Origin of the sequence: Ancylobacter sp. FA202 (assembly GCF_000380205.1) — a bacterium.
In the GTDB taxonomy this organism is placed as follows: domain Bacteria; phylum Pseudomonadota; class Alphaproteobacteria; order Rhizobiales; family Xanthobacteraceae; genus Ancylobacter.
The window spans coordinates 3,785,215-3,803,908 of sequence record NZ_KB904818.1 but is presented as its reverse complement, the minus strand read 5'-3'; the positions used below and the strand labels follow the sequence as shown (position 1 = coordinate 3,803,908).

The following is an 18,694-nucleotide window of genomic DNA, read 5'->3' as shown; positions in this document are numbered from 1 at the left end:
ACAAACTCCTCGTGGCGTGAGTTCGCTGCCTTCCCAGCGCTTCCTCTGTGGCTGGCCCCGATATCCTACGCGGCACGCGGCAGTTGGATCACCTTGTCGTACCGCATGACCTTGTCATGCCGCATCGCAGCAACTTTTTTGCCGACCAAGCTTCCGGTGGCACCGTCGCAGACGCCCTCGGCCGGAGCGAGCGTCTCATCTTCGCGCGGCATGGAGTATGCCGCATTTTTGACCGTGCCACCATAATCCGCAACCTTAGGACCATTATCCATCCGCGACAAGAAACCATGGGGCAAGCGCCGGGGCGAGCGTCATACGGCTGAAGAATCCCTTGCAGATAAAGGCGAAGCGGGCCTAGTCTCTCGCCGTAACGTGTCTGGTCGCGCTATCGGGCCAACCGGTTTGGTGTTCCAAACGCTGCAACAAAGATAGCCGGGACATCGGGGGACAATTCCCGTCCCTTGTCATGCAACCCCGTTCTGGGAGGAATAGATGGCCAAGATCAACAAGGTGCTCATCGGCGAGTCGCTGGTGGGTGACGGCAACGAAGTTGCTCATATCGACCTCATCATCGGACCGCGCGGCTCTGCGGCCGAAAGCGCCTTCCTGAATGCGCTGACCAACAACAAGGACGGCTTCACCTCGCTGCTCGCGGTCGTGACCCCGAACCTGCTCGCCAAGCCGAACACCATCCTGTTCAACAAGGTGACGATCAAGGACGCCCGTCAGGCCGTCCAGATGTTCGGCCCGGCCCAGTATGCGGTGGCCAAGGCCGTCGTCGACAGCGTCGCCGAAGGCGTGATCCCGAAGAGCGAAGCCGACGACCTGTTCATCTCGGTCGGCGTGTTCATCCACTGGGAAGCGGCGGACGACGCCAAGATCCAGCAGTTCAACTATGAGGCCACCAAGGAAGCGCTCAAGCGCGCCGTGGATGGTTCGCCGACGACGAAGGAAGTTCTCGCTCAGGTCGCTTCGGCCAAGCACCCCTTCGCCGCTTAGATCGGAAGCAACCCTGGGCAGACAACAGCTCCGCCCGCGGCCCAGTATCCGAAGGGCCTGCTCCAGCGGTTGGCGGCGATATTCCTGAACAAGTGACAGCGGCAACCGCGGTCACTTGCGCAACGGAGGTGGCGGGTCCCGCCCTCTCACGCCGACACAGCACATCTGGCCCGGGGCATCACTGCTCCGGGCCTTTTTCTTTGACGCACTGATTTTCAATGGCGATGTCGCGTTGCCGAGCGCTCGCTTAGGGGCCCCGGCCTTGCGCGCAACGTCAGCCCGGCGCTGCGGCACCAAGCGCGCGCCGCACCTCGTCGATGCGCGCCGCGCTCGCCCGCTCGGTCGATGTCAGCGCCAGCGGCATGTCGCGGACGATGCGCACCGGCGCCCCTTCCAGCACGACGATGCGACTCGCCAGTTCCACCGCTTCGCGACGATCATGGGTGACGAACAGTACTGTCGCCGGGCGCCCGGCCAGCAGGCGCCGCAGCAGGTCGCGCAGCCGCGCTGCCCCTGCCTCGTCCAGCGACACGAAGGGCTCGTCCATCAGCAGCACGTCCGGCTCGATGGCGAAAGCGCGCGCCAGCGCCACCCGCCGCTGCTGGCCGAGCGACAGGCGCTCGGGATAGGCATCGGCGAGTTCCCCAAGGCCAACCTCTTCCAGCATCGCCCGCGCACGATGCCGCCCCTCCTGCCCCGGCGGCAGAGGCAGCGCCACATTCTCAAGGACAGAGCGCCACGGCAGGAGGCGGGGATTCTGGAACGCATAGCCAAGGCGTGGCGCCCCGCTGCCGAAGCTAACCGTGCCGCGGTAGTCGCGATCGAGACCGGCCACGATGTTGAGCAGCGTGGTCTTGCCGATGCCGGATTCGCCGAGCAGGGCCACGAACTCGCCTTCGCCGATATCGAGACAGAAGCCGCGAAAAATCTCCCGCCCCGGCGCACCCGCTGGCGCCCGGTAGCATTTTTCCGCGATGTCGATGCCGATCGCGCTCATCGCCGCCACCGATTGGCGCGCCGCTCCCAGGGCTGGAGCAGTCCGATCTCGATCACCTGCACCACCGCCGTGAACGCCAACGCATAAGCAAGGATGCCGGCGACATCGAACAGCTGGAACGCCGTCTGCAGTTCGAAACCCACACCATTGGACCGGCCGAGCAACTCAACCACCAGCACGATCTTCCAGGTCAACGCCAGGCCTGAGCGGGCGCTTGCGGCGAAGAAGGGCACGAGTTGCGGCAGGGTGACGTGGCGCAGCGCGCGCAGGCGCGGCAGCCGGTAGACCTGCGCCATCTCATCAAGATCGCGCGAGAGCGCCGCCGCGCCCTCGCGCATCGTCACCGCGACATTGGGGATCTTGTTGATCGCCACCGCAGTGATCGCCGCCACCTCGGTGAGGCCGAACCAGACATAGCAGAGGATAATGACCACCAGTGCCGGAAGGTTCAACAGCACCACGACCCATGGCCCGACCAGTTCGTTGAGCGCGACCGAGCGCCCCAGCGCGATGCCGATCGCCGAACCTAGCGCCATCGCGATCAGGAAGCTCGCCGCCACCCGCGCCAGGGTGATGGCGATGCTCTCGGGCATCACGCCAGTTCGCGTGGCGCGGATCATTGCCTCGAACACCTCCGAAGGACCGGGGAGCAGACGCGAATCGGCCCATAGGGCAGCGATCTGCCAGAACAGCAGCAGCGCCAGCAGCGAAGTGGCCGTCAGCAGCAGGCGTTTTTGCGTCGACACGGTCTCACTCGCCGACAGGGCCGAACAGCGTCCGGTCGAAGCCGGGGGTGGACCCGACCAGTTCCGGCCCGCCGATTTGCGCCAGCACCTCGTAAAGCTTCGCGCAGGAGGCACGTTCCGCCTCGCCGAAGCTGCCGGGAATGCCGGCGCGGTAATAGTCGCGCAACCGGACAAACTCCGCGTCGTCTGACGCCTGCATCAGCGGACGGATCCGCTCCCACGCCGCATCATTTGTCGCCAACAAACGGTTTGCGGCTGCGGCCGCCCGCAGGAAGGCGGCAATCGCCGCGCCCTTCTCGGCCATGACAGCGTTGCGCCAGACGAAGCCGACCAGTGGCGGCACCGGCGCAATGCCGAGCCCGGTGATCATCTCCCGGACATCGATCAGCCGGGCGAAGCCGCGCGCGTCGAGACGGGCGGCGTAGGGCCAGAAGGTGAGCACCGCATCAACACGCCCGAGGGCCAGTTGCTCGCTCACCAACGGCGGGGCGCCATAGACCGGCTCAGCTGCGCGGGCGAGGTCGATGCCGCTCTTCGCCATCCCGTAGGCACGCAGTAGCAGCCAGCTCTTGTCGAGCGCGCCGCCAGCGACGCCGATCCGGCGGTCGCGCAGATCGTCGAGCACCTTCACCGGACCGTTCGCCGCCACCATGACCGCGCCCAGCGCGCTGGAGAAGGGAGCGAAGCGCATCGGTTCGCCGTCGCTGGAGCGGCGCAAGGCCCAGAGCCAGTCGCTGACGATGAGATCGACATCCCCGGCCTGCAGCGCCACGGTGGTGGCCTGGCCGCTGGCGAAGTCAACGCCTTCAAGTGCCAGCCCCTCGCGGCGGTCGAGCCCCTCGGCCCGGATCGTCTCGACCAGCCAGTTGAGCGTGCCGAATTTGAGCGCGCCGACGCGCAGGCCGAGCGGCTGCGCGTTCTGCGCGCGGGCGAGGTGCGGCGCGGCAATCAGACCTGCGGCGGCCGCGAGCACGGCACGGCGGGACAGCGCGGCGGGGCCGCAGGCGAGGATCATGGTGCGGCTTTCCCGGTGAGCGGCGGATCGAGCAGGCGGTTGCGTATCAGATAGGAAACGCCGCGCAGCCAGGATTCATCCGTGTTGTTGCGGATATCGGCGCTGCCGGCCCGCAGCACCTGCCCGGTGGCGACATCGCGCAGCTGGAAATTGATGTTGAGAATGAGGTTCGAGACCTTCTGCACGAGCCCGATCACCTCAATCTCCGCACCAAGCGCGCGAGCGATCTTGAGCTCGCAGCTGTTGCAGTTGCGGAACGGCGTCGCTTCCTCAATTTGCGCGGCCTGCGGGGCGAGATCGACCAGTTCGAAGCCCGCCTCCTTCAAGCGTTTGCGCATTTCGCCGGTGATCAGGTCAAGCCGGTGAATCTCGTCCGGCTTGGGCCCACGAGGGTCGAACTCGCCGCTGGTATCGAGCAGCTCAAACTCGAACACCACCACCCGTGTCGCCGCGTGAGCGCCAGGACCAAACCCGGCGACCGCCGCCATCGCCACCAGAACGGTGATCACGACGATAAGGCTGCGGCTGATGGCGGCTCGAACTGACATGGTGTTTTCACCCTCCCGACGCGATTTGTTCCCGGGCTGATCGATCATATCGCCCGAAAGCTCAGCTGTAACCTACTGGGAAAAGTTCCCGATTGAAACAACTTCGCTCTTCTTGAACCAATGTAAGCGTTACATTCTCTTATTAGTTTCTTATACTCGCAATTTTATTGAATGCTTGATTTTGATTGCGTAGAGTTTTCCCCAAGGCTCACGAGAAAAGTTCCGAGGACAATGTCCCGGATGAAGCAAGCCGCGGGATGGAAAGGCCGATGACCAGGATGGCAAGCGCCGTCGGCGCGACGCTTTTTGCAATGATCTGCGCGTCTGTGCCCGCCGGGGCACAGGATGGCGCGCCCCCCACCTCGGCGCAGGCGCCGCTGGCGACCAAGCCGGCAAAGACGATCGGACCTGAACAGACCTTTCTTATCGGCGTGGTGCGCCAGATTCCCGAGCCGCCGCCCTGGATCGCGCCGCTGCAGATGCCGCCAGAAGATCTCGGCATCGCCGGCGCCGAGCTTGGCATTCGCGACAACCTCACCAGCGGTCGCTTCCTCAAGCTCGACTACAAGCTGTCGAACGAAATCGTCCCTACCGATGGCGACCCGCTTCCGGCGGTGGAGAGACTCATCGAAGCTGGCAACCGTTTCATCCTGCTGGACGTGCCGCCGGATGCGCTGGTGAAGATTGCCGACGCCTACAAGGACCGCGACATCATCTTCATCAATGTCGGCGCCACCGATGACCGCCTGCGCCAGCAGGACTGCCGCGCCAATGTGTTCCACATCGCCCCGAGCCGCTCCATGCTGACGGACGCGCTCGCCCAGTTCCTCGTCACCAAGCGCTGGCAGAACTGGTTCCTCATGGTCGGACGCACCGACAATGACAAGCTCTATGCCGAGGCTGTCCGGCGCTCGGCCAAGAAGTTCGGGGGCAAGATCGTCGCCGAAAAGACCTGGGATTACGGGCCGGATGCGCGCGCCACTGCACAATCCGAAGTCCCGCGCGGCACACAGGTCGGCGAGTACGACATGTTGATCGTCGCCGACGAGCTCGGCGAGTTCGGCGATATCCTGCCCTACAACACCTGGCTTCCCCGCCCGATCGCCGGCACGCAGGGGCTGATGGCGCTTTCCTGGCATCCGACGATGGAGAACTGGGGCGCCTCGCAATTGCAAAGCCGGTTCTTCAAACAATCCAAGCGACTGATGCAGCCGCTGGATTTCCAGATGTGGCAGGGCGTGTTCGCCGTCGGCTCGGCCAGCCTCAAGACGCGCAACAGCGACCCGGCGAAGGTGAAGGCGCAGATGCTCTCGCCTGAGTACGATCTGCCGGTGTTCAAGGGCGTGGCCGCCACTTTCCGCGACTGGGACCAGCAGCTGCGCCAGCCGATCCTGCTGACCCATGCCACTAACACGGTCACGCTCTCACCGCAGGCCGGCTTTCTGCACCAGAGCTCGCCGCTCGACACGCTTGGCTTCGATCGTCCCGAGTCTCGCTGCAAGCTCAAATAAAATCGTACAATTGCCTGGAGGAAAAGATGAAACGACCGATTCTGCTGTCCACCAGCTTGGCGACCCTCGCGGTGCTGCTGCTGGCCGATGCGCTACCGGCCGAAGCGAGCCCGCGCGCTTTCGTGACCAACGAGCGCGACCACACGATGAGCGTCGTCGACATGGAGACGCTGAAGGTCATCGACACCATCAAAACCGGCCGGCGTCCGCGCGGCATCATCGCCAGCCCAGACGGCAAGCTGATCTATGTCTGCGCCTCGGACGACAACCGCGTCGAGGTCTATGACGCCGCCACGCTGAAGCTGGTGAAGACGCTGCGCTCCGGCCCGGACCCGGAGCTGTTTGTGCTCCACCCCTCGGGGAACCCGCTCTACATCGCCAACGAAGACGACAACATGGTCACGGTGGTCAATGTCGAGAACAACGACCTGATCGCCGAGATTCCGGTCGGCGTCGAGCCGGAAGGCATGGGCATCAGCCCCGACGGCAAATACATGGTCAACACGTCCGAGACGACCAACATGGCGCATGTGGTTGACACCTCGAACAATGAGATCATCGAGAACATCCTCGTCGATTCCCGCCCGCGCATCGCCGAATTCACCAAGGACGGCAAGCAGCTCTGGGTGTCGGCGGAGGTCGGCGGCACGGTGGCGGTGATCGACCCCTCCAACTGGCAGATCATCAAGAAGATCGGCTTCAAGATCCCCGGCGTGGCCGACGATGCCATCCAACCCGTCGGCGTTCGGATCACCAAGGACGGGTCCAAGGCCTTCGTCGCCCTCGGCCCCGCCAACCGCGTCGCCGTGGTCAACGCCAAGACGCTCGAAGTCGAGGACTACCTGCTCGTCGGCCAGCGCGTCTGGCAGCTCGGCTTCACGCCCGACGAGAAGTTCCTGCTTTCGACCAACGGCAACTCCAATGACATTTCGGTCATCGATGTCGAGAGCCAGAAAGTCACCAAATCCCTCACCGTCGGTCGCGCGCCCTGGGGCGTGGTCGTGGTGCCGTGACCGCAAAAAATCAATCAATCAGCCCATTCGGAGGAACACCCATGAAGACCCGCCTGATCCTTGCTGCCACCGCCGCGACCCTCGCGCTCACGGGCCTCGCCTATGCCAAGGGCGACCTCACGCTGAAGCCTGTGGAGCTGGAGGAGCTGACCGTCGGCACCGGCAATTCCGGCTTCGGCGTCTCACAGACCAAGTATGAGTTGGAGACCGGCAAGTCCTACAGCCTGATGATCAAATCTACCGGCAAGAAGGAATGCGCCTGGCAGTCGCCCGGCCTGTTCCAGAGCATCTTCCTGCGCAAGGTCGAGGCGGGCGGGATGGAGATCAAGGCCATTCACCTCACTGAGCTTGAATTCGAGGAAGAGGGCGAGGCCGAAATGTTCTTCGTTCCGATCCGCCCGGGCACCTTTGCGTGGTACTGCAAGGGTATGGAAGAGCGCGGCATGAAGGGCGAGTTCATCGTCAAATGAGTGCCCGTCCTCGGTGATTTCTTCTCCTCGTGAAACACTGTCCCCGGCTTGCGCCGGGGACTTTTCTTCTCTCGGCCCGGGAGACGCCATGACGGCCCAGTCTCGCGACATCACTCCGCTGCTGGCGCCCGACGCCGGGGTGTCGGCGCTTGATGTGCGCGGCGTGACCCACGCCTTCGGCGCTCGCAAGGCGTTGCATGATGTCAGCCTCGACGTTCCGGCCGGCAGCTTCACCGCCCTTCTCGGCCCGAACGGCGCGGGCAAGACGACGCTGTTTTCGCTAATCACCCGCCTGTACGACAATCGCAGCGGCGCCATCCATGTGCTGGGCTTCGACGTCCGCCGCCAGCCCGCCGCGGCGCTGAGCCGCCTGGGCGTGGTGTTCCAGGCCCGGACGCTGGACCTAGAACTCTCCGTGCTCGACAATCTGCTCTACCATGCGACGCTGCACGGCGTCGGCTTTCGCGCCGGGCGCGGGCGGGCGATGGAACTGCTGGCGCAGGACGGGCTCGCCGACCGCGCCCGCGACAAGGTACGCAACCTCTCCGGCGGCCAGATGCGGCGGGTGGAGATCGTGCGGGCGCTCATGCACCGTCCTCGCCTCCTGCTGCTCGACGAGCCCACGGTGGGGCTCGACATCGCCTCCCGCGCGGCGCTGGTGGCGCAGGTCCGCGCGCTGGTGGTGAACGAGGGCATTGGCGTGCTGTGGGCGACCCATATCATCGAGGAAATTGCTCCCGGAGACCGGGTGGTGGTGCTGCATCGTGGACGGGTCCGCGCCAATGGCACCTATGAAGGTATGCTGGCGCAGACCGGCGGCGAGGACCTTTCGGCGGCCTTTCTTCGCCTTGTCGACGACACCGGGGAAGCGGCGGCATGAGCGCACCCTCCCCCCCGTCCCCCGCCCGCTTCCGCTTGCCGCTCGCGGGCTATCTCATCGTCCTCGCCGGCATCTGCTGGCGCGAGGGGCTGCGCTTTCTCAACCAGCGCGGCCGCTTCCTGTCGGCGTTGGTGCGCCCGCTTGTGTGGCTGTTCATCTTCGCTGCCGGCTTCCGTTCAGTGCTGGGTGTCTCGATCATCCCGCCTTACGAGACCTATGTGCTCTACGAGGTCTATGTGACGCCCGGGCTGGTGGCGATGATCCAGCTCTTCAACGGGCTGCAGTCCTCGCTCTCCATGGTCCATGACCGCGAGGTCGGGGCTATGCGTATCCTGCTGGTGAGCCCCTATCCGCGCTGGTACCTGCTGGTGTGCAAGCTGATCGCCGGCATCTGCGTCTCGCTGCTGCAGGTCTACGCCTTTCTCGCCGTCGCCTGGTTCTGGGAGGTGGAGCTGCCGCCGATCGGCTATTTCACCGTCATACCGGCGCTTGTGCTGACGGGGCTGATGCTCGGCGCCATGGGGCTGCTGATGTCCTCGCTGTTTCGGCAGATGGAAAATTTCGCCAGCGTGATGAACTTCGTGATCTTCCCGATGTTCTTTGCCTCCTCCGCGCTTTATCCGCTCTGGCGCGTGCAGGAGAGCAGCCTGGCGCTGTGGTGGATCTGCACCCTCAATCCCTTCACCTATGCCGTGGAACTGATCCGCTTCGCTCTCTACGGCCAATTCGCACCCTTTCCGGCGCTGGTCGTGGCCGGCTGCGCAGTGGTGTTCCTTGCCGCCTCGATATTGGCCTATGATCCTTCCGCTGGCGTGATGGCCCGCCGAGGCGGACCAGAGAGTGCGAAATGAGCCGCTGCGTCTGCCAAGTCGAAACGGAGGCCGCAGAGCTTCCGGACAAAATCTCGAGGAAAACCTATGCCCACATCCCGCTCTTCCCTGCGCTACCTTTACCTCGCCCTTCCCGTGCTCCTGCTCACCGGCTCCGCGTCCAGCTTTGCAGCGGCACCTGCGGGCGGGCTCTGGCCATGCATTCAGCGCAAAGTGCCTGAACTGGCGGCCGGACAGATGTGGTCTGGCCCGCCGATCGACAATCTGAAATGGCAGGACGACCGGCAGGTCGCCGAACTGGTGCCTGTGCTCGCCGCCCAACGCACACCAATCGATGAGGCGACAAAGCAGATCGACGCCTTCGCCAGCACGCTCGGGGCAAACAGCAAGGAGCGGCTCACCCTGTTGTTCGCCGGCCTGTTCGAGCAGATCAATGCGCGCCGCAGCCGGATCATGAACGGCATTGAACGCTATGCGCAGCACCAGATCGAGCTCTCCAAGCGGATCAAGGAAGAGAGCCTGTCTGTCGCCAAGGCCAAGAAGGCCGCCGGGCCCGAATTGGACAATGCAAAGGCGCTGGAATTGGAGAAGCAGCTGCTCTGGGATACCCGTATCTACGACGCCCGCCAGCAATCCATGACAGCCGTGTGCGAGAGCCCGGTGCTGCTGGAACAGCGCATCTTCGCTCTCGCGCGCGCCATCCAGGACAAGATGCAGTAACCCGCCTGGCCCGCGACACCCTCGCCGCACGGCCGGGGTGTCGCGCGTGGCTGGAAGAGGCCGACGGCCAAATCGCGAGGCGGCCGCCGCAGGGACGGCGACGGCTCAGGGAGCGGGCTGGCCCTGCTCCAGCGGCAGGCCGCTCCTGGCCCAACCATCACTCCCAGCCGGGTACCAGGCGATATTGGAATAGCCATATTCCTCGATCGCCCGCTTGGCGGCGTTCCAGCTCATCCAGCAATCGGTCTGACAGTAAATGACCAGAGCGGCGGCGCGATCTCCCCCGGCCAGCGCCTCCAGATGAGAGCGAAAATAGGCGTCGGTCGCGGCCGTCAGGGCCCCATAGCCGACATTGGGCAGCCAGACGCTGCCCGGCAGATGGTCACGCCGCTTGTCACGCCAGAGCGTGCCGGGAGGCAGATTGGGTGGCTTCACGTCGCGCGGCATTACGTCGACGAAGACCGCAGCCTTGGCCCGCCAGAGTTGCTCGGCCTCGTCGGTGTCGATCACCCGGGCGCCCTTCAGCGTTGCGGGAGTTGGCGCCCGGTATTCCTCCATGCGGTAGCCCGCCGGTTCTGGGACAGGCTGCTCGCCCCGGCCAGCGGTCGGTGCAAAGGCGTAGAGAACGGCGGCCAGCCCGGCGATGCCCAGCCAGGCCAGACGAGCGAGCGATGAATCGGGCCGTTCGTCTTTCACCGCCGCCTCCTTCAGGCTCAGGGTGCGGCTTCGATCGAGCGGTTCTGACCGTCGAGCAGCGGCACGCCATAGTCGAGCAGGATACGGTTGATCGCCCCCTGCTCTTCCTTGATGAAAGCGTTGAGCTGGTGTTTCCAATTCAGTTCGCCTGGGCGAATACCGAACGTGATCCGGTACACCAACGCCGGGTCACCCTTTTCCTTCACCAGCGGCACGACCGAAAGCGGGATCTCCGACTTCTTGGCGTAGTAGCCGCCAATGGGCCCCCACAATATGCCGGCGTCGATCTCGCCTGAATCGATGTCCGCGATCATCGCCTCGGCGGGGCTCTCGAATCGGCGGTCCACCATTAGCGCATAGGGACGTGCCATCGGCATGAGCCCATTGCGGCTGAGCAGGTCGCCGGGCGGCGTGCCGGCAATGACGCCGATCCGCCGCCCCTTCAGGCGCGGGTCTTCCAGCGTGTCGATGCCAGCGAGGTCACTGTCCTTCTTGGCGATGAGCACCCAGGCCGAGCGATAATAGGCATTGGTGTTCAGCACCGGATCGCCACCCGCCACATAGCCCATCACAACGTCGCAGCGCTTGGCCCCCAGCGTCATGCGGTAGAAGCCGGTGGCCTGCGGAAACCACGTATAGTCCAGCGCCAGCCCGAGTTTCGCCGCCATGAGTTCGGCGATTTTGTTCTCGAACCCCTGCCCGTCCTCGTTGGTGAAGGGCATGTTGGCGGGATCGGCACAGACGCGCAGCGTCGAACGGTCGACCAGATCCGCCACCTGTGCCGGCGCCGGGACGGGAAAGGCGGCAAGGGTGGCGAGCGTCACGAATGCCGCGACGCCCCGCCCCTTCTTGCGCGCCGAGCGAAGGATGTTTCCCGGCTGCGCCATGTTCGCCATGGCGTCAGCTCGGCCGTCCGAAGCACTGGTTTTCATTTGCGGTGTAGGCCTTGGTCTTGTCCTCGCGCTTGCTGGGACGCTCGCGGCCGAGGGCACCGTCGGCGCGGGCCTTCAGATAGATGTAGATATCGTCGAGGTAGCACATGACATTCTTGTTCTCGCCGAAGGCCGGCATCACCTGGTCGGCCGTGCCAACGCCGATATTCTGCTTGCCGTTGACGACAATCTCCATGAACTGGGCATAGGTCATCGTCTTCAGCGAGTTGGCGAGCGCCGGGGCATAGCTCGAGCCCATGCCGTCGGGACCATGGCAGACATGGCACTCAGCGTGGTAACGGCGGTAGCCGGAATAGGTGTACCAGTCGAGCGTGCCGTCGGCCTCAATGTTGTAGATCGGATCGCCATCCGCCGTCGTGTACTTGCCGAGCTCATCCTTCTCCTTCTCGACAGGTGCCGGGGTCGCTGCCGGGGCCGGCTGCTGGGCATGGACCGGGGCAGAGAAGGACAGGGCAGCGGCGAGGATCAGGGCCGACGCGCCGGCGGACGCCGGCAGCATGCCGGAAATAAACCATCCGCGAACGGAATTCTTCATGAAGCAGTCTCCTCAAGGCGCCGCGAGGGCCGTTTCCGGCGTGTCGGCAGGCGCCCCAAGGCGCCGCTCGGCGGCTTTGGAATTTTTCTAAGATTCTCATAAGGCCATAGACCCCGAGACGTCGGGGCCCGGCTCACCGGATGAACCGGCGGCCAGGCCCCTTATTCGTCTCGGAAAAGGCGGGCGTTCCGTGGAAGCCCGCCTTCCCCTGGCTCAGTTCGGCAGTGCGAACACTGTGAGCTGGCCGCCGAGATTGGTGTAGTTGGACAGGGCGGCATAACCACCCACCGCACCAAGACCGGCGTTCGGGTCGGTCAGGCCGGCCGCAAGGCCGATGCCCGCCCAGCCACCGACACCCGACAGGATGGCGATGTACTGCTTGCCCTTGTGCTCATAGGTGGTGACGTTGCCGATGATGCCCGACGGGGTCTTGAACTTGTAGAGCTGCTTGCCCGTCTTGGCGTCAACCGCCTTCAGATAGCCTTCGAGCGTGCCGTAGAACACGATGTCGCCGGCGGTGGCGAGAGCACCCGACCACACCGAGAAGGGCTCGGGGAGCGACCAGACGATCTTACCCTTGGTGTTGTCCCACGCGATGAAGTTACCCATGCCGCCATGGCTGCCCGGCGCGGGATACATCGACAGGGTGGCGCCGACATAGGGCTGACCGGCCGTGTAGCTGACGCGGAAGGGCTCGTAGTCCATGCAGACATGGTTGGTGGGCACGTAGAACAGGTTGGTCTTGGGCGAGAATGCCGCCGGCTGCTGGTCCTTGGTACCGAGCGCCGCCGGGCAGATGCCCTTGGTGTTAACGTCTTCGCCCTGCTGGGCGGTCGAGTACTTGGAAACGACCAGCGGACGACCATAGGTCGGGCTGCTCTTGTCCATGTCGACCTTGGTGGCCCAGTTCACCACCGGATCGAACTTCTCGGCGACGAGCAGTTCGCCCGTCACGCGGTCCAGCGTGTAGCCGAAGCCGTTACGGTCGAAATGGGTCAGCAGCTTGCGCGGCTTGCCGTCGAACTGCTGATCCGTGAGGATCATCTCGTTGACGCCGTCGAAGTCCCATTCGTCATGGGGGGTCATCTGGTAGACCCACTTGGCCATGCCGGTGTCGGCATCACGCGCCCAGACCGTCATCGACCACTTGTTGTCGCCGGGACGCTGCGCGGGGTTCCAGGTCGAGGGGTTGCCCGAGCCGTAATAGACGAGGTTGGTCTCGGGGTCGTAGGAATACCAGCCCCAGGTGCAACCGCCGCCAATCTTCCACTGATCGCCTTCCCAGCTCTTAAGCGAGGAATCCTTGCCGATCGGCTTGCCGAGCGCGGTGGTCTTCTCGGGATCGACGATCATCTCGTCGTCGGGACCCATCGAATAGCCGCGCCAGATCTGCTTGCCGGTCTTGGTGTCATAGGCGGTGACATGGCAGCGCACGCCGAACTCACCACCCGAAATACCGACGATGACCTTGTCCTTCACCGGCAGAACGGTGGCGGTGTTGGTTTCGCCCTTCTTCGGGTCGCCATTGACGACCGACCACTTTTTCTCGCCGGTCTTGGCGTCAAGCGCGACAAGGGTGGTATCGGCCTGGTGCAGGTAGACCATGCCGTTGGAATAGGCGAGACCGCGATTGACCGTATCGCAGCACATCACCGGAATGACGTTCGGGTCCTGCTTTGGCTCGTATTTCCAGATGATCCGACCGTCATCGTTGAGGTCGAGGGCGTAGACGATATTGGGGAAGGGCGTGTGGACGTACATGACGTCGCCGATGATGAGCGGTCCGCCCTCATGGCCACGAAGGACGCCCGTCGAGAAGGTCCAGGCCACCTGGATCTTGCCGACATTGCTGGCATTGATCTGGTCGAGCTTGGAGTAGCGGGTATTGGCGTAGTCGCCCGTCTGGATGCCCCATTGCTTGGGGTCCTTGATGATGCTTACCAGTCCATCATTGGCCGACACTGGCCAAGCATAGACCGCCGCAGCACCCAGCAGTGCTGTCGCAAGAAACTTGCGCATGCTTATTCTCCTCGTGAACGATCCTCCGGGACCGACCGAATGCACGGACGACCCGCCGCGGCTTGTTTGCCGTCTGACCTTTTTGTCTTCGACAGCGTGTCACGACCGGCTGGAGGGAGAAACAGCCGGATCTCACGGGGGCGTCCCGCCCCAAGCTGGCCTACGAACCGGACCCGGGAACTTCTTCCCGATTGCCGTTGAAGCCGAAGACGAGATTACGCTAATCCGAATCCCTCGGACTGGCAATAAGAACTCTTATGAGAAAGAGCTCTTATTATGATTTTGCTGCAAGAGCGAACAAATATACATTATACCAGAAGAAATCACGGAATTCCGGGCAGTTTTACCGCTCAGGCCATGCTGCATCGCAGCACGTTACTCCCATTCCAGCTCGTGATAGGCGGCAATGGCATTCCGGGAGTTGAACTCGTCGAAAAGCGCCCACTCGCCACGCTCGGACACAACTGCGTGTGCCGGTGCTTCGCTCATCGGACGCCCTTCCTCCAGCAGCCGGCTCATGTCGCTTCGCAGAGCCGCGAGATAACGCCGCTCGGCGTCGCTCGCCTCTGGCCAGGCGACGCTGGCCGGACCGTGCCCCGGCACGGCGCGCTGGACAGCACGACCCGCTAGCTGATCGAGCAGGTCCAGCCACCCGATCAGACTGCCGTCGAGGGTGGGAATATGGCCGACAAACAGCAGGTCGCCCATCACCCAGGTGCCGCTCGCCACATCGAAGACTGTAAGGTCGTTGTCGGTGTGCGCGGTGGGGTGAGCCCGCAGTTCGAGCGGCCGCCCGCCGAGATCGAGCGTCAGACGATCCTCGACCAGCAGGTCCGGCAGCACGATTCGCGTCCCCCCCGCCTCCGGGCCAAGCAGGCGCTCAACCTGGGCGAGATAGGTCTCGGCCCGGAGTGAAAGAGCGCGCGGCATCTTGTGGTGAGCGACAAAGCGCACGCCTTCGCCATCAAAGGCGGCGTTACCCAGCGTGTGGTCGGGATGCATATGGGTATTGATGACATAGCGCAGTGGCTTGTCGGTCACCCCACGCACCGCCGCCCGCATGAGGGCGCCGGCGCGATAGCTATTGCCGGTATCGATGACAGCTGCGGCTTCGTCGCCGACAATCAACGTCATATTGGCGATCGCCCCGTCATTGGACGGAGCGACCAGCTCATAAGGAGCGCGGAAGACGTGCACCCCTTCGGCTACAGCCTCCAGCGGCAAGGCGGCGGCACCGCGCTCCTCAGCGCGAACAACATCCGCTCGCCCGACCCCGGCCGCCAGCGCGACGCCGAGAGCGAGCAAGCCACGTCGATCCAGTCGCGGCAGGACCGGCATCGCAGCACCTTGTGTCAACACCCTCCCAAAGGAAGGCAGGATGGCTATTTCTTGGTGCCGTCGAGGTTGAACTGGCCGAGATACGCCTCAAGGTTCGCGCGGTCGCTTTCCTTCGGCAGGCCAGCGAATACCATCTTGACGCCGGGCATGTAGCCCTTCGGATTCTCAAGATAGGCGCTGAGGACTTCTGCCGTCCACACGTCGCCCTTGGCGTTGTGCTCCTTCAACGTGTCGGAATAGTTGAAGCCTTCCACGGCGCCCATCTTGCGGCCGATAATGCCGTTCAGCTCGGGCCCGACCTTGTTCTTGGCGCCCTCGCCGATGGCATGGCACGCCATGCACTTCTTGAAGACGTTGGCGCCCTTGACGGGATCGGCGTCCGCGCTCTGGGCAAGAGCGGCACTGGTACCGAGCACGAGCAGGGCGGCTGTTGTGACGAAGCGGTTCATGGCGTCCTTCCAGGCGATGGTCATTGAACGGCGCCCTTATGCGAGGCGCTTGCGGTGAGGCGCGGATGTTAGCGCTACCTTTAGAATGATCCTAGGGGGCGAAAGGTCCAGCCCTGCTGGCCATGAAACGCCCGGCGCATTTCGTCGCGGGAGCGGCAAGCCCCCTCCTCGCCGCGCCTCAACGGGTGAGGTCGGCCGGGTAGAGCGACTTCCAGAACGCGCAATGATGCGCGGCGGTGGCATCGAAGAGGCCGGACTTGCCCGGCTCCAGATTCATCACCCGGTCATCGGCGAGGAACGGCTCCCAGGCCGCTCCACCGGGTGCAGACGGCGCGCCGGAGCGCGCGAAACTGGCCCAATAGGCGATCATCAGATCGGCCAGCTTTTGAGAGCCCGGCTTAAGCTCGGGCCCGGCTCGCTTCATCGTGTTGTCGAAATGGGGGAAGAGATAGGGCAGCTCGGATGAATGCACCGCGCCCATCTCAAACCCAGGATCGATCGGCGTGACCGGGGGCGCGTCCGAATCGGCGAAGACAAACTCGTAGACCGGCACGAACGCGCCCATCAGCTTGCCGGCTTCAAGATAGGCGCAATTGTTGATGCCCACGTCCCTGCGGAAGTCCGACCACACGGTGCCAAGCGTCGCTGGCGGCGAGGAGGAGTAGGTGGCGGGATATTTGCCGAGCACCGCGCCCGCCTTCTCGTGATAGACCTCGCCAATCTTCTCCGGGTAGTTCGCTGCCGTGACCGCCTCGCCGGCCAGCGCGGCATAGCCGACATAGAGCCGCTGCTCATCGCGAGTGCCGCCATTCATCACCGGCACCCTGACGAATTTGCCGGCCGGAAACGCCTCGGCGCCCGGCAGCGGCACGGTCTTGGCGCCAATGAGTGGCGTGAAGGTCAGGATATTGGCGCCGGCGATGTCGGCGGCCGCCTTCAGCAGGTCGTCGACCGGCTTCGCCCGCAAGCACGCCAGAGCGCTCACCGGATCGGCGCAGCCGACCTTGGCGGCTATCGCCATCCCGATCTTCTCCCCCTCCCCGACGCTCGGCAGCGCGCTGGCACAGCCGGCGCTCAGCACGATGGCCCGCTCGAAAAGGCCCGTCATCTGGTCCGGTGCCAACAGGTGCATGCACACGGAGCCGGCCCCCGCCGATTCACCCGCCACCGTCACATTGCCGGGATCCCCACCAAAGGACGCAATGTTGCGCTTCACCCAGGCCAGCGCGGCGCGCTGGTCCATCAGGCCGTAGCCACCATTATAGTCGGCATCGAAGGCGGGATGGGCCGTGAAGCCGAAGGCGCCGAGCCGATAGTTGAGCGACACCACCACCAGATCACCCTCCTTGGCCAGCGTGTCGAGCGGATAAAGGCCGCTGGAACCACCCACGAAGGCGCCGCCATGGATCCACACCAGAACCGGCCGCGGGGCGGCGGACGTTTCTCCGGCACGAAGAGGTGCTGTCACATTGACGAACAGGCAGTCCTCGTCGCTGCTGGATTCGGGAATGCCATAGCGTTCCAGCTGTGGGCAGGCACTGCCATAGCGGGTCGCGTCGCGCACGCTGGTCCACGGCTCGGCTGGCTCGGGAACGGCGAAGCGACGCGCGCCGGTCGGTGGCTTGGCATAGGGAATGCCCTTGAAGGCACGCACGCCATCGGCAACGACGCCGCGCACCGCGCCTTCCTGCGTCATCACCACGGCCGGGTCAGAAACCAGTGGCACTTGAGATTCGGCCTGCGCCGGAACGCTCATCACCCATGCGGCGAGCAGTACGAGCACGCCCAGCCTGGCCGGCGAGAAACTGGTCATAACATCCCCCGTCAGTTCGCACGCGCCAGCGGCACCGCTCCGCCTCGCCAGCAACACGCTACCTTAAGATGGCATTATGAAATCTATAGTTGCAACTCTTTTGCCATCTGCGCCTCCCCCAGCGATGCGACATGCACCATCTGCCAGACGGCCCACCGTTCAAACTCGGCGAGAAAATCCGCGTCGAGAGCGACAAGGTGACCGCCCGGCGCAACCCTGAACCAGCCTCGCGCCTCCGCTTCCGCGAACAGACTGCCGATATGGGCAGCCGACACCTGAAAGCGGTCGGCCAGCTCCCGGCGACGCAGCGGTCCCGGAGTCGCGGCTCCCTCGATCGTTTTCCCGTAATGGTTGCCGATCACCGCCGTCAGCAGCGGATAGCCGCAATCGCGCTGGGCGAAGAACAGCACGCTGGGGAATGGATGCAGGAGCGTTCCGTTGGCGAGGACATAGGCTGCCGAGCGTGCGATCAGCTCACCCAGCGCGTCGGCATCCTCCAGCCGGGCGGCGCGGGCCGGGCGCGACGGGTCGGACGGTGGGTCGATCTGGTCCAGAGCTTCGACGAACAGCCGTAGCGACCGGCCGATCTCGGCGATGACCACCGGCGAGGGCCGCAGGAGCGTGGCGCGCCGATCGGCGGGATCGGTCTCCACCTCGACAAGCCGCCCGGCCCGGAGCGCCGCTACGAAGCCGGCGGTCTGCCGGGGACTGGCCCCCGCGACCTTCTGCAGAGCGGAAAGCGTTGGCGACGCCCCGCCCCGCTCGCGCCACTGGTAGTAGTTGTGGATCAGCATGAAGCAGACGAGATAACGTCCCAGCTGGTCGAACAGCTTGTTATAGGGCCAGCGTACCGCAGGGTTGGCGGCCATCCCGCCGCAGTAGCCGGCAATGGCGCGGCGCAGGCCGGGATGACGCAGCAGGCGATCAACGCGCTCGTCGAAACCGTCGGGCAGGCCTGCCGCGGCCCTGGCGGTCGGTCCGTGTGCCCCCTGCTCCAGCGCGCGTCTTGACACCTGGCATACCTGCAAAGTTTGGGCTGGCCTGCCCGCTTTACGTAGAAATACTTGGAACTAGATCGAACGCGGAGGTACCACAGCAGGGGGGCACCTCTGTTGGCGGCTGCGCGCCGGATTCTTCACCCACGACACGCCCCAGGGAGAGA

The 18,694-nt window shown here is 64.4% G+C and carries 20 protein-coding genes; 7 read left to right on the top strand and 13 right to left on the bottom strand.

Annotated features, from left to right (window positions below; genetic code table 11):
- Positions 1–65: 65 nt before the first annotated feature.
- Positions 66–212, bottom strand: coding sequence for a hypothetical protein (locus tag A3M1_RS26745; protein WP_018390282.1), 147 nt, complete (start codon positions 210–212; stop codon positions 66–68).
- A gap of 280 nt (positions 213–492) precedes the next feature.
- On the opposite strand from A3M1_RS26745, the gene fae reads away from it, so the two are divergent.
- A complete protein-coding gene (gene fae / locus A3M1_RS0117435; protein ID WP_018390281.1) occupies positions 493–999 on the top strand; it encodes a formaldehyde-activating enzyme in 507 nt (168 codons plus the stop codon).
- Between the two features lie 274 nt (positions 1,000–1,273).
- Here the strand turns inward: fae and A3M1_RS0117430 are convergent, their stop codons facing one another.
- The 4 genes from A3M1_RS0117430 to A3M1_RS0117415 are packed head-to-tail and all read right to left on the bottom strand — an operon-like array spanning position 1,274 to position 4,305.
- A complete protein-coding gene (locus A3M1_RS0117430) occupies positions 1,274–2,005 on the bottom strand; it encodes an ATP-binding cassette domain-containing protein (protein WP_018390280.1) in 732 nt (243 codons plus the stop codon).
- Positions 1,993–2,742, bottom strand: a complete 750-nt coding sequence (locus A3M1_RS0117425) for an ABC transporter permease (protein ID WP_018390279.1) — start codon at positions 2,740–2,742, stop codon at positions 1,993–1,995. The genes A3M1_RS0117430 and A3M1_RS0117425 overlap by 13 nt, the downstream gene beginning before the upstream one ends.
- Before the next feature lie 4 nt (positions 2,743–2,746).
- On the bottom strand, positions 2,747–3,757 hold the full coding sequence (locus A3M1_RS0117420; RefSeq protein ID WP_018390278.1) for an ABC transporter substrate-binding protein: 1,011 nt from the start codon (positions 3,755–3,757) through the stop codon (positions 2,747–2,749).
- Positions 3,754–4,305, bottom strand: a complete 552-nt coding sequence (locus A3M1_RS0117415; protein WP_018390277.1) for a DUF2380 domain-containing protein — start codon at positions 4,303–4,305, stop codon at positions 3,754–3,756. The genes A3M1_RS0117420 and A3M1_RS0117415 overlap by 4 nt, the downstream gene beginning before the upstream one ends.
- Before the next feature lie 269 nt (positions 4,306–4,574).
- On the opposite strand from A3M1_RS0117415, the gene A3M1_RS0117410 reads away from it, so the two are divergent.
- The 6 genes from A3M1_RS0117410 to A3M1_RS0117385 all read left to right on the top strand — a co-directional run bounded on the left by A3M1_RS0117410 (position 4,575) and on the right by A3M1_RS0117385 (position 9,729).
- Entirely contained in the window at positions 4,575–5,816 is a 1,242-nt protein-coding gene (locus A3M1_RS0117410; protein ID WP_018964035.1) for an ABC transporter substrate-binding protein, read from the top strand.
- 26 nt (positions 5,817–5,842) lie between these two features.
- Entirely contained in the window at positions 5,843–6,829 is a 987-nt protein-coding gene (locus tag A3M1_RS0117405) for a PQQ-dependent catabolism-associated beta-propeller protein (protein WP_018390275.1), read from the top strand.
- Between the two features lie 41 nt (positions 6,830–6,870).
- Positions 6,871–7,299: a copper-binding protein gene (locus A3M1_RS0117400; RefSeq protein WP_018390274.1), complete on the top strand. Its 429-nt coding sequence runs from the start codon at positions 6,871–6,873 to the stop codon at positions 7,297–7,299.
- Positions 7,300–7,387: 88 nt separating this feature from the next.
- Positions 7,388–8,179 (top strand): ABC transporter ATP-binding protein, encoded by a 792-nt coding sequence (locus A3M1_RS0117395; RefSeq protein WP_018390273.1) that lies wholly within the window; start codon positions 7,388–7,390, stop codon positions 8,177–8,179.
- Complete coding sequence (locus tag A3M1_RS0117390; protein ID WP_026221369.1) at positions 8,176–9,030, top strand: ABC transporter permease; 855 nt, start codon at positions 8,176–8,178, stop codon at positions 9,028–9,030. The genes A3M1_RS0117395 and A3M1_RS0117390 overlap by 4 nt, the downstream gene beginning before the upstream one ends.
- Positions 9,031–9,096: 66 nt before the next feature.
- Positions 9,097–9,729 carry a hypothetical protein gene (locus tag A3M1_RS0117385; RefSeq protein WP_018390271.1) on the top strand — a complete coding sequence of 211 codons (633 nt, stop codon included), beginning with the start codon at positions 9,097–9,099 and terminating at the stop codon, positions 9,727–9,729.
- A gap of 105 nt (positions 9,730–9,834) precedes the next feature.
- Here A3M1_RS0117385 and A3M1_RS0117380 read toward each other — a convergent pair whose 3' ends face one another.
- The 8 genes from A3M1_RS0117380 to A3M1_RS0117345 form a co-directional block, all read right to left on the bottom strand.
- Entirely contained in the window at positions 9,835–10,425 is a 591-nt protein-coding gene (locus A3M1_RS0117380; protein ID WP_018390270.1) for a PQQ-dependent catabolism-associated CXXCW motif protein, read from the bottom strand.
- Positions 10,426–10,442: 17 nt separating this feature from the next.
- Complete coding sequence (locus tag A3M1_RS0117375) at positions 10,443–11,321, bottom strand: substrate-binding domain-containing protein (RefSeq protein ID WP_018390269.1); 879 nt, start codon at positions 11,319–11,321, stop codon at positions 10,443–10,445.
- Positions 11,322–11,325: 4 nt separating this feature from the next.
- A complete protein-coding gene (locus A3M1_RS0117370) occupies positions 11,326–11,913 on the bottom strand; it encodes a c-type cytochrome, methanol metabolism-related (RefSeq protein ID WP_018390268.1) in 588 nt (195 codons plus the stop codon).
- A 213-nt stretch (positions 11,914–12,126) separates the two neighbouring features.
- Positions 12,127–13,932: a lanthanide-dependent methanol dehydrogenase XoxF5 gene (gene xoxF5, locus A3M1_RS0117365; protein WP_018390267.1), complete on the bottom strand. Its 1,806-nt coding sequence runs from the start codon at positions 13,930–13,932 to the stop codon at positions 12,127–12,129.
- 375 nt (positions 13,933–14,307) lie between these two features.
- Positions 14,308–15,270, bottom strand: a complete 963-nt coding sequence (locus A3M1_RS0117360) for a quinoprotein relay system zinc metallohydrolase 2 (RefSeq protein WP_018390266.1) — start codon at positions 15,268–15,270, stop codon at positions 14,308–14,310.
- A gap of 44 nt (positions 15,271–15,314) precedes the next feature.
- Positions 15,315–15,743 (bottom strand): cytochrome c family protein, encoded by a 429-nt coding sequence (locus A3M1_RS0117355; protein ID WP_018390265.1) that lies wholly within the window; start codon positions 15,741–15,743, stop codon positions 15,315–15,317.
- 154 nt (positions 15,744–15,897) lie between these two features.
- Positions 15,898–17,532, bottom strand: a complete 1,635-nt coding sequence (locus A3M1_RS0117350; RefSeq protein WP_018390264.1) for a carboxylesterase/lipase family protein — start codon at positions 17,530–17,532, stop codon at positions 15,898–15,900.
- A gap of 83 nt (positions 17,533–17,615) precedes the next feature.
- Positions 17,616–18,545, bottom strand: a complete 930-nt coding sequence (locus A3M1_RS0117345) for a hypothetical protein (RefSeq protein ID WP_245261724.1) — start codon at positions 18,543–18,545, stop codon at positions 17,616–17,618.
- Between the last annotated feature and the right edge of the window lie 149 nt (positions 18,546–18,694).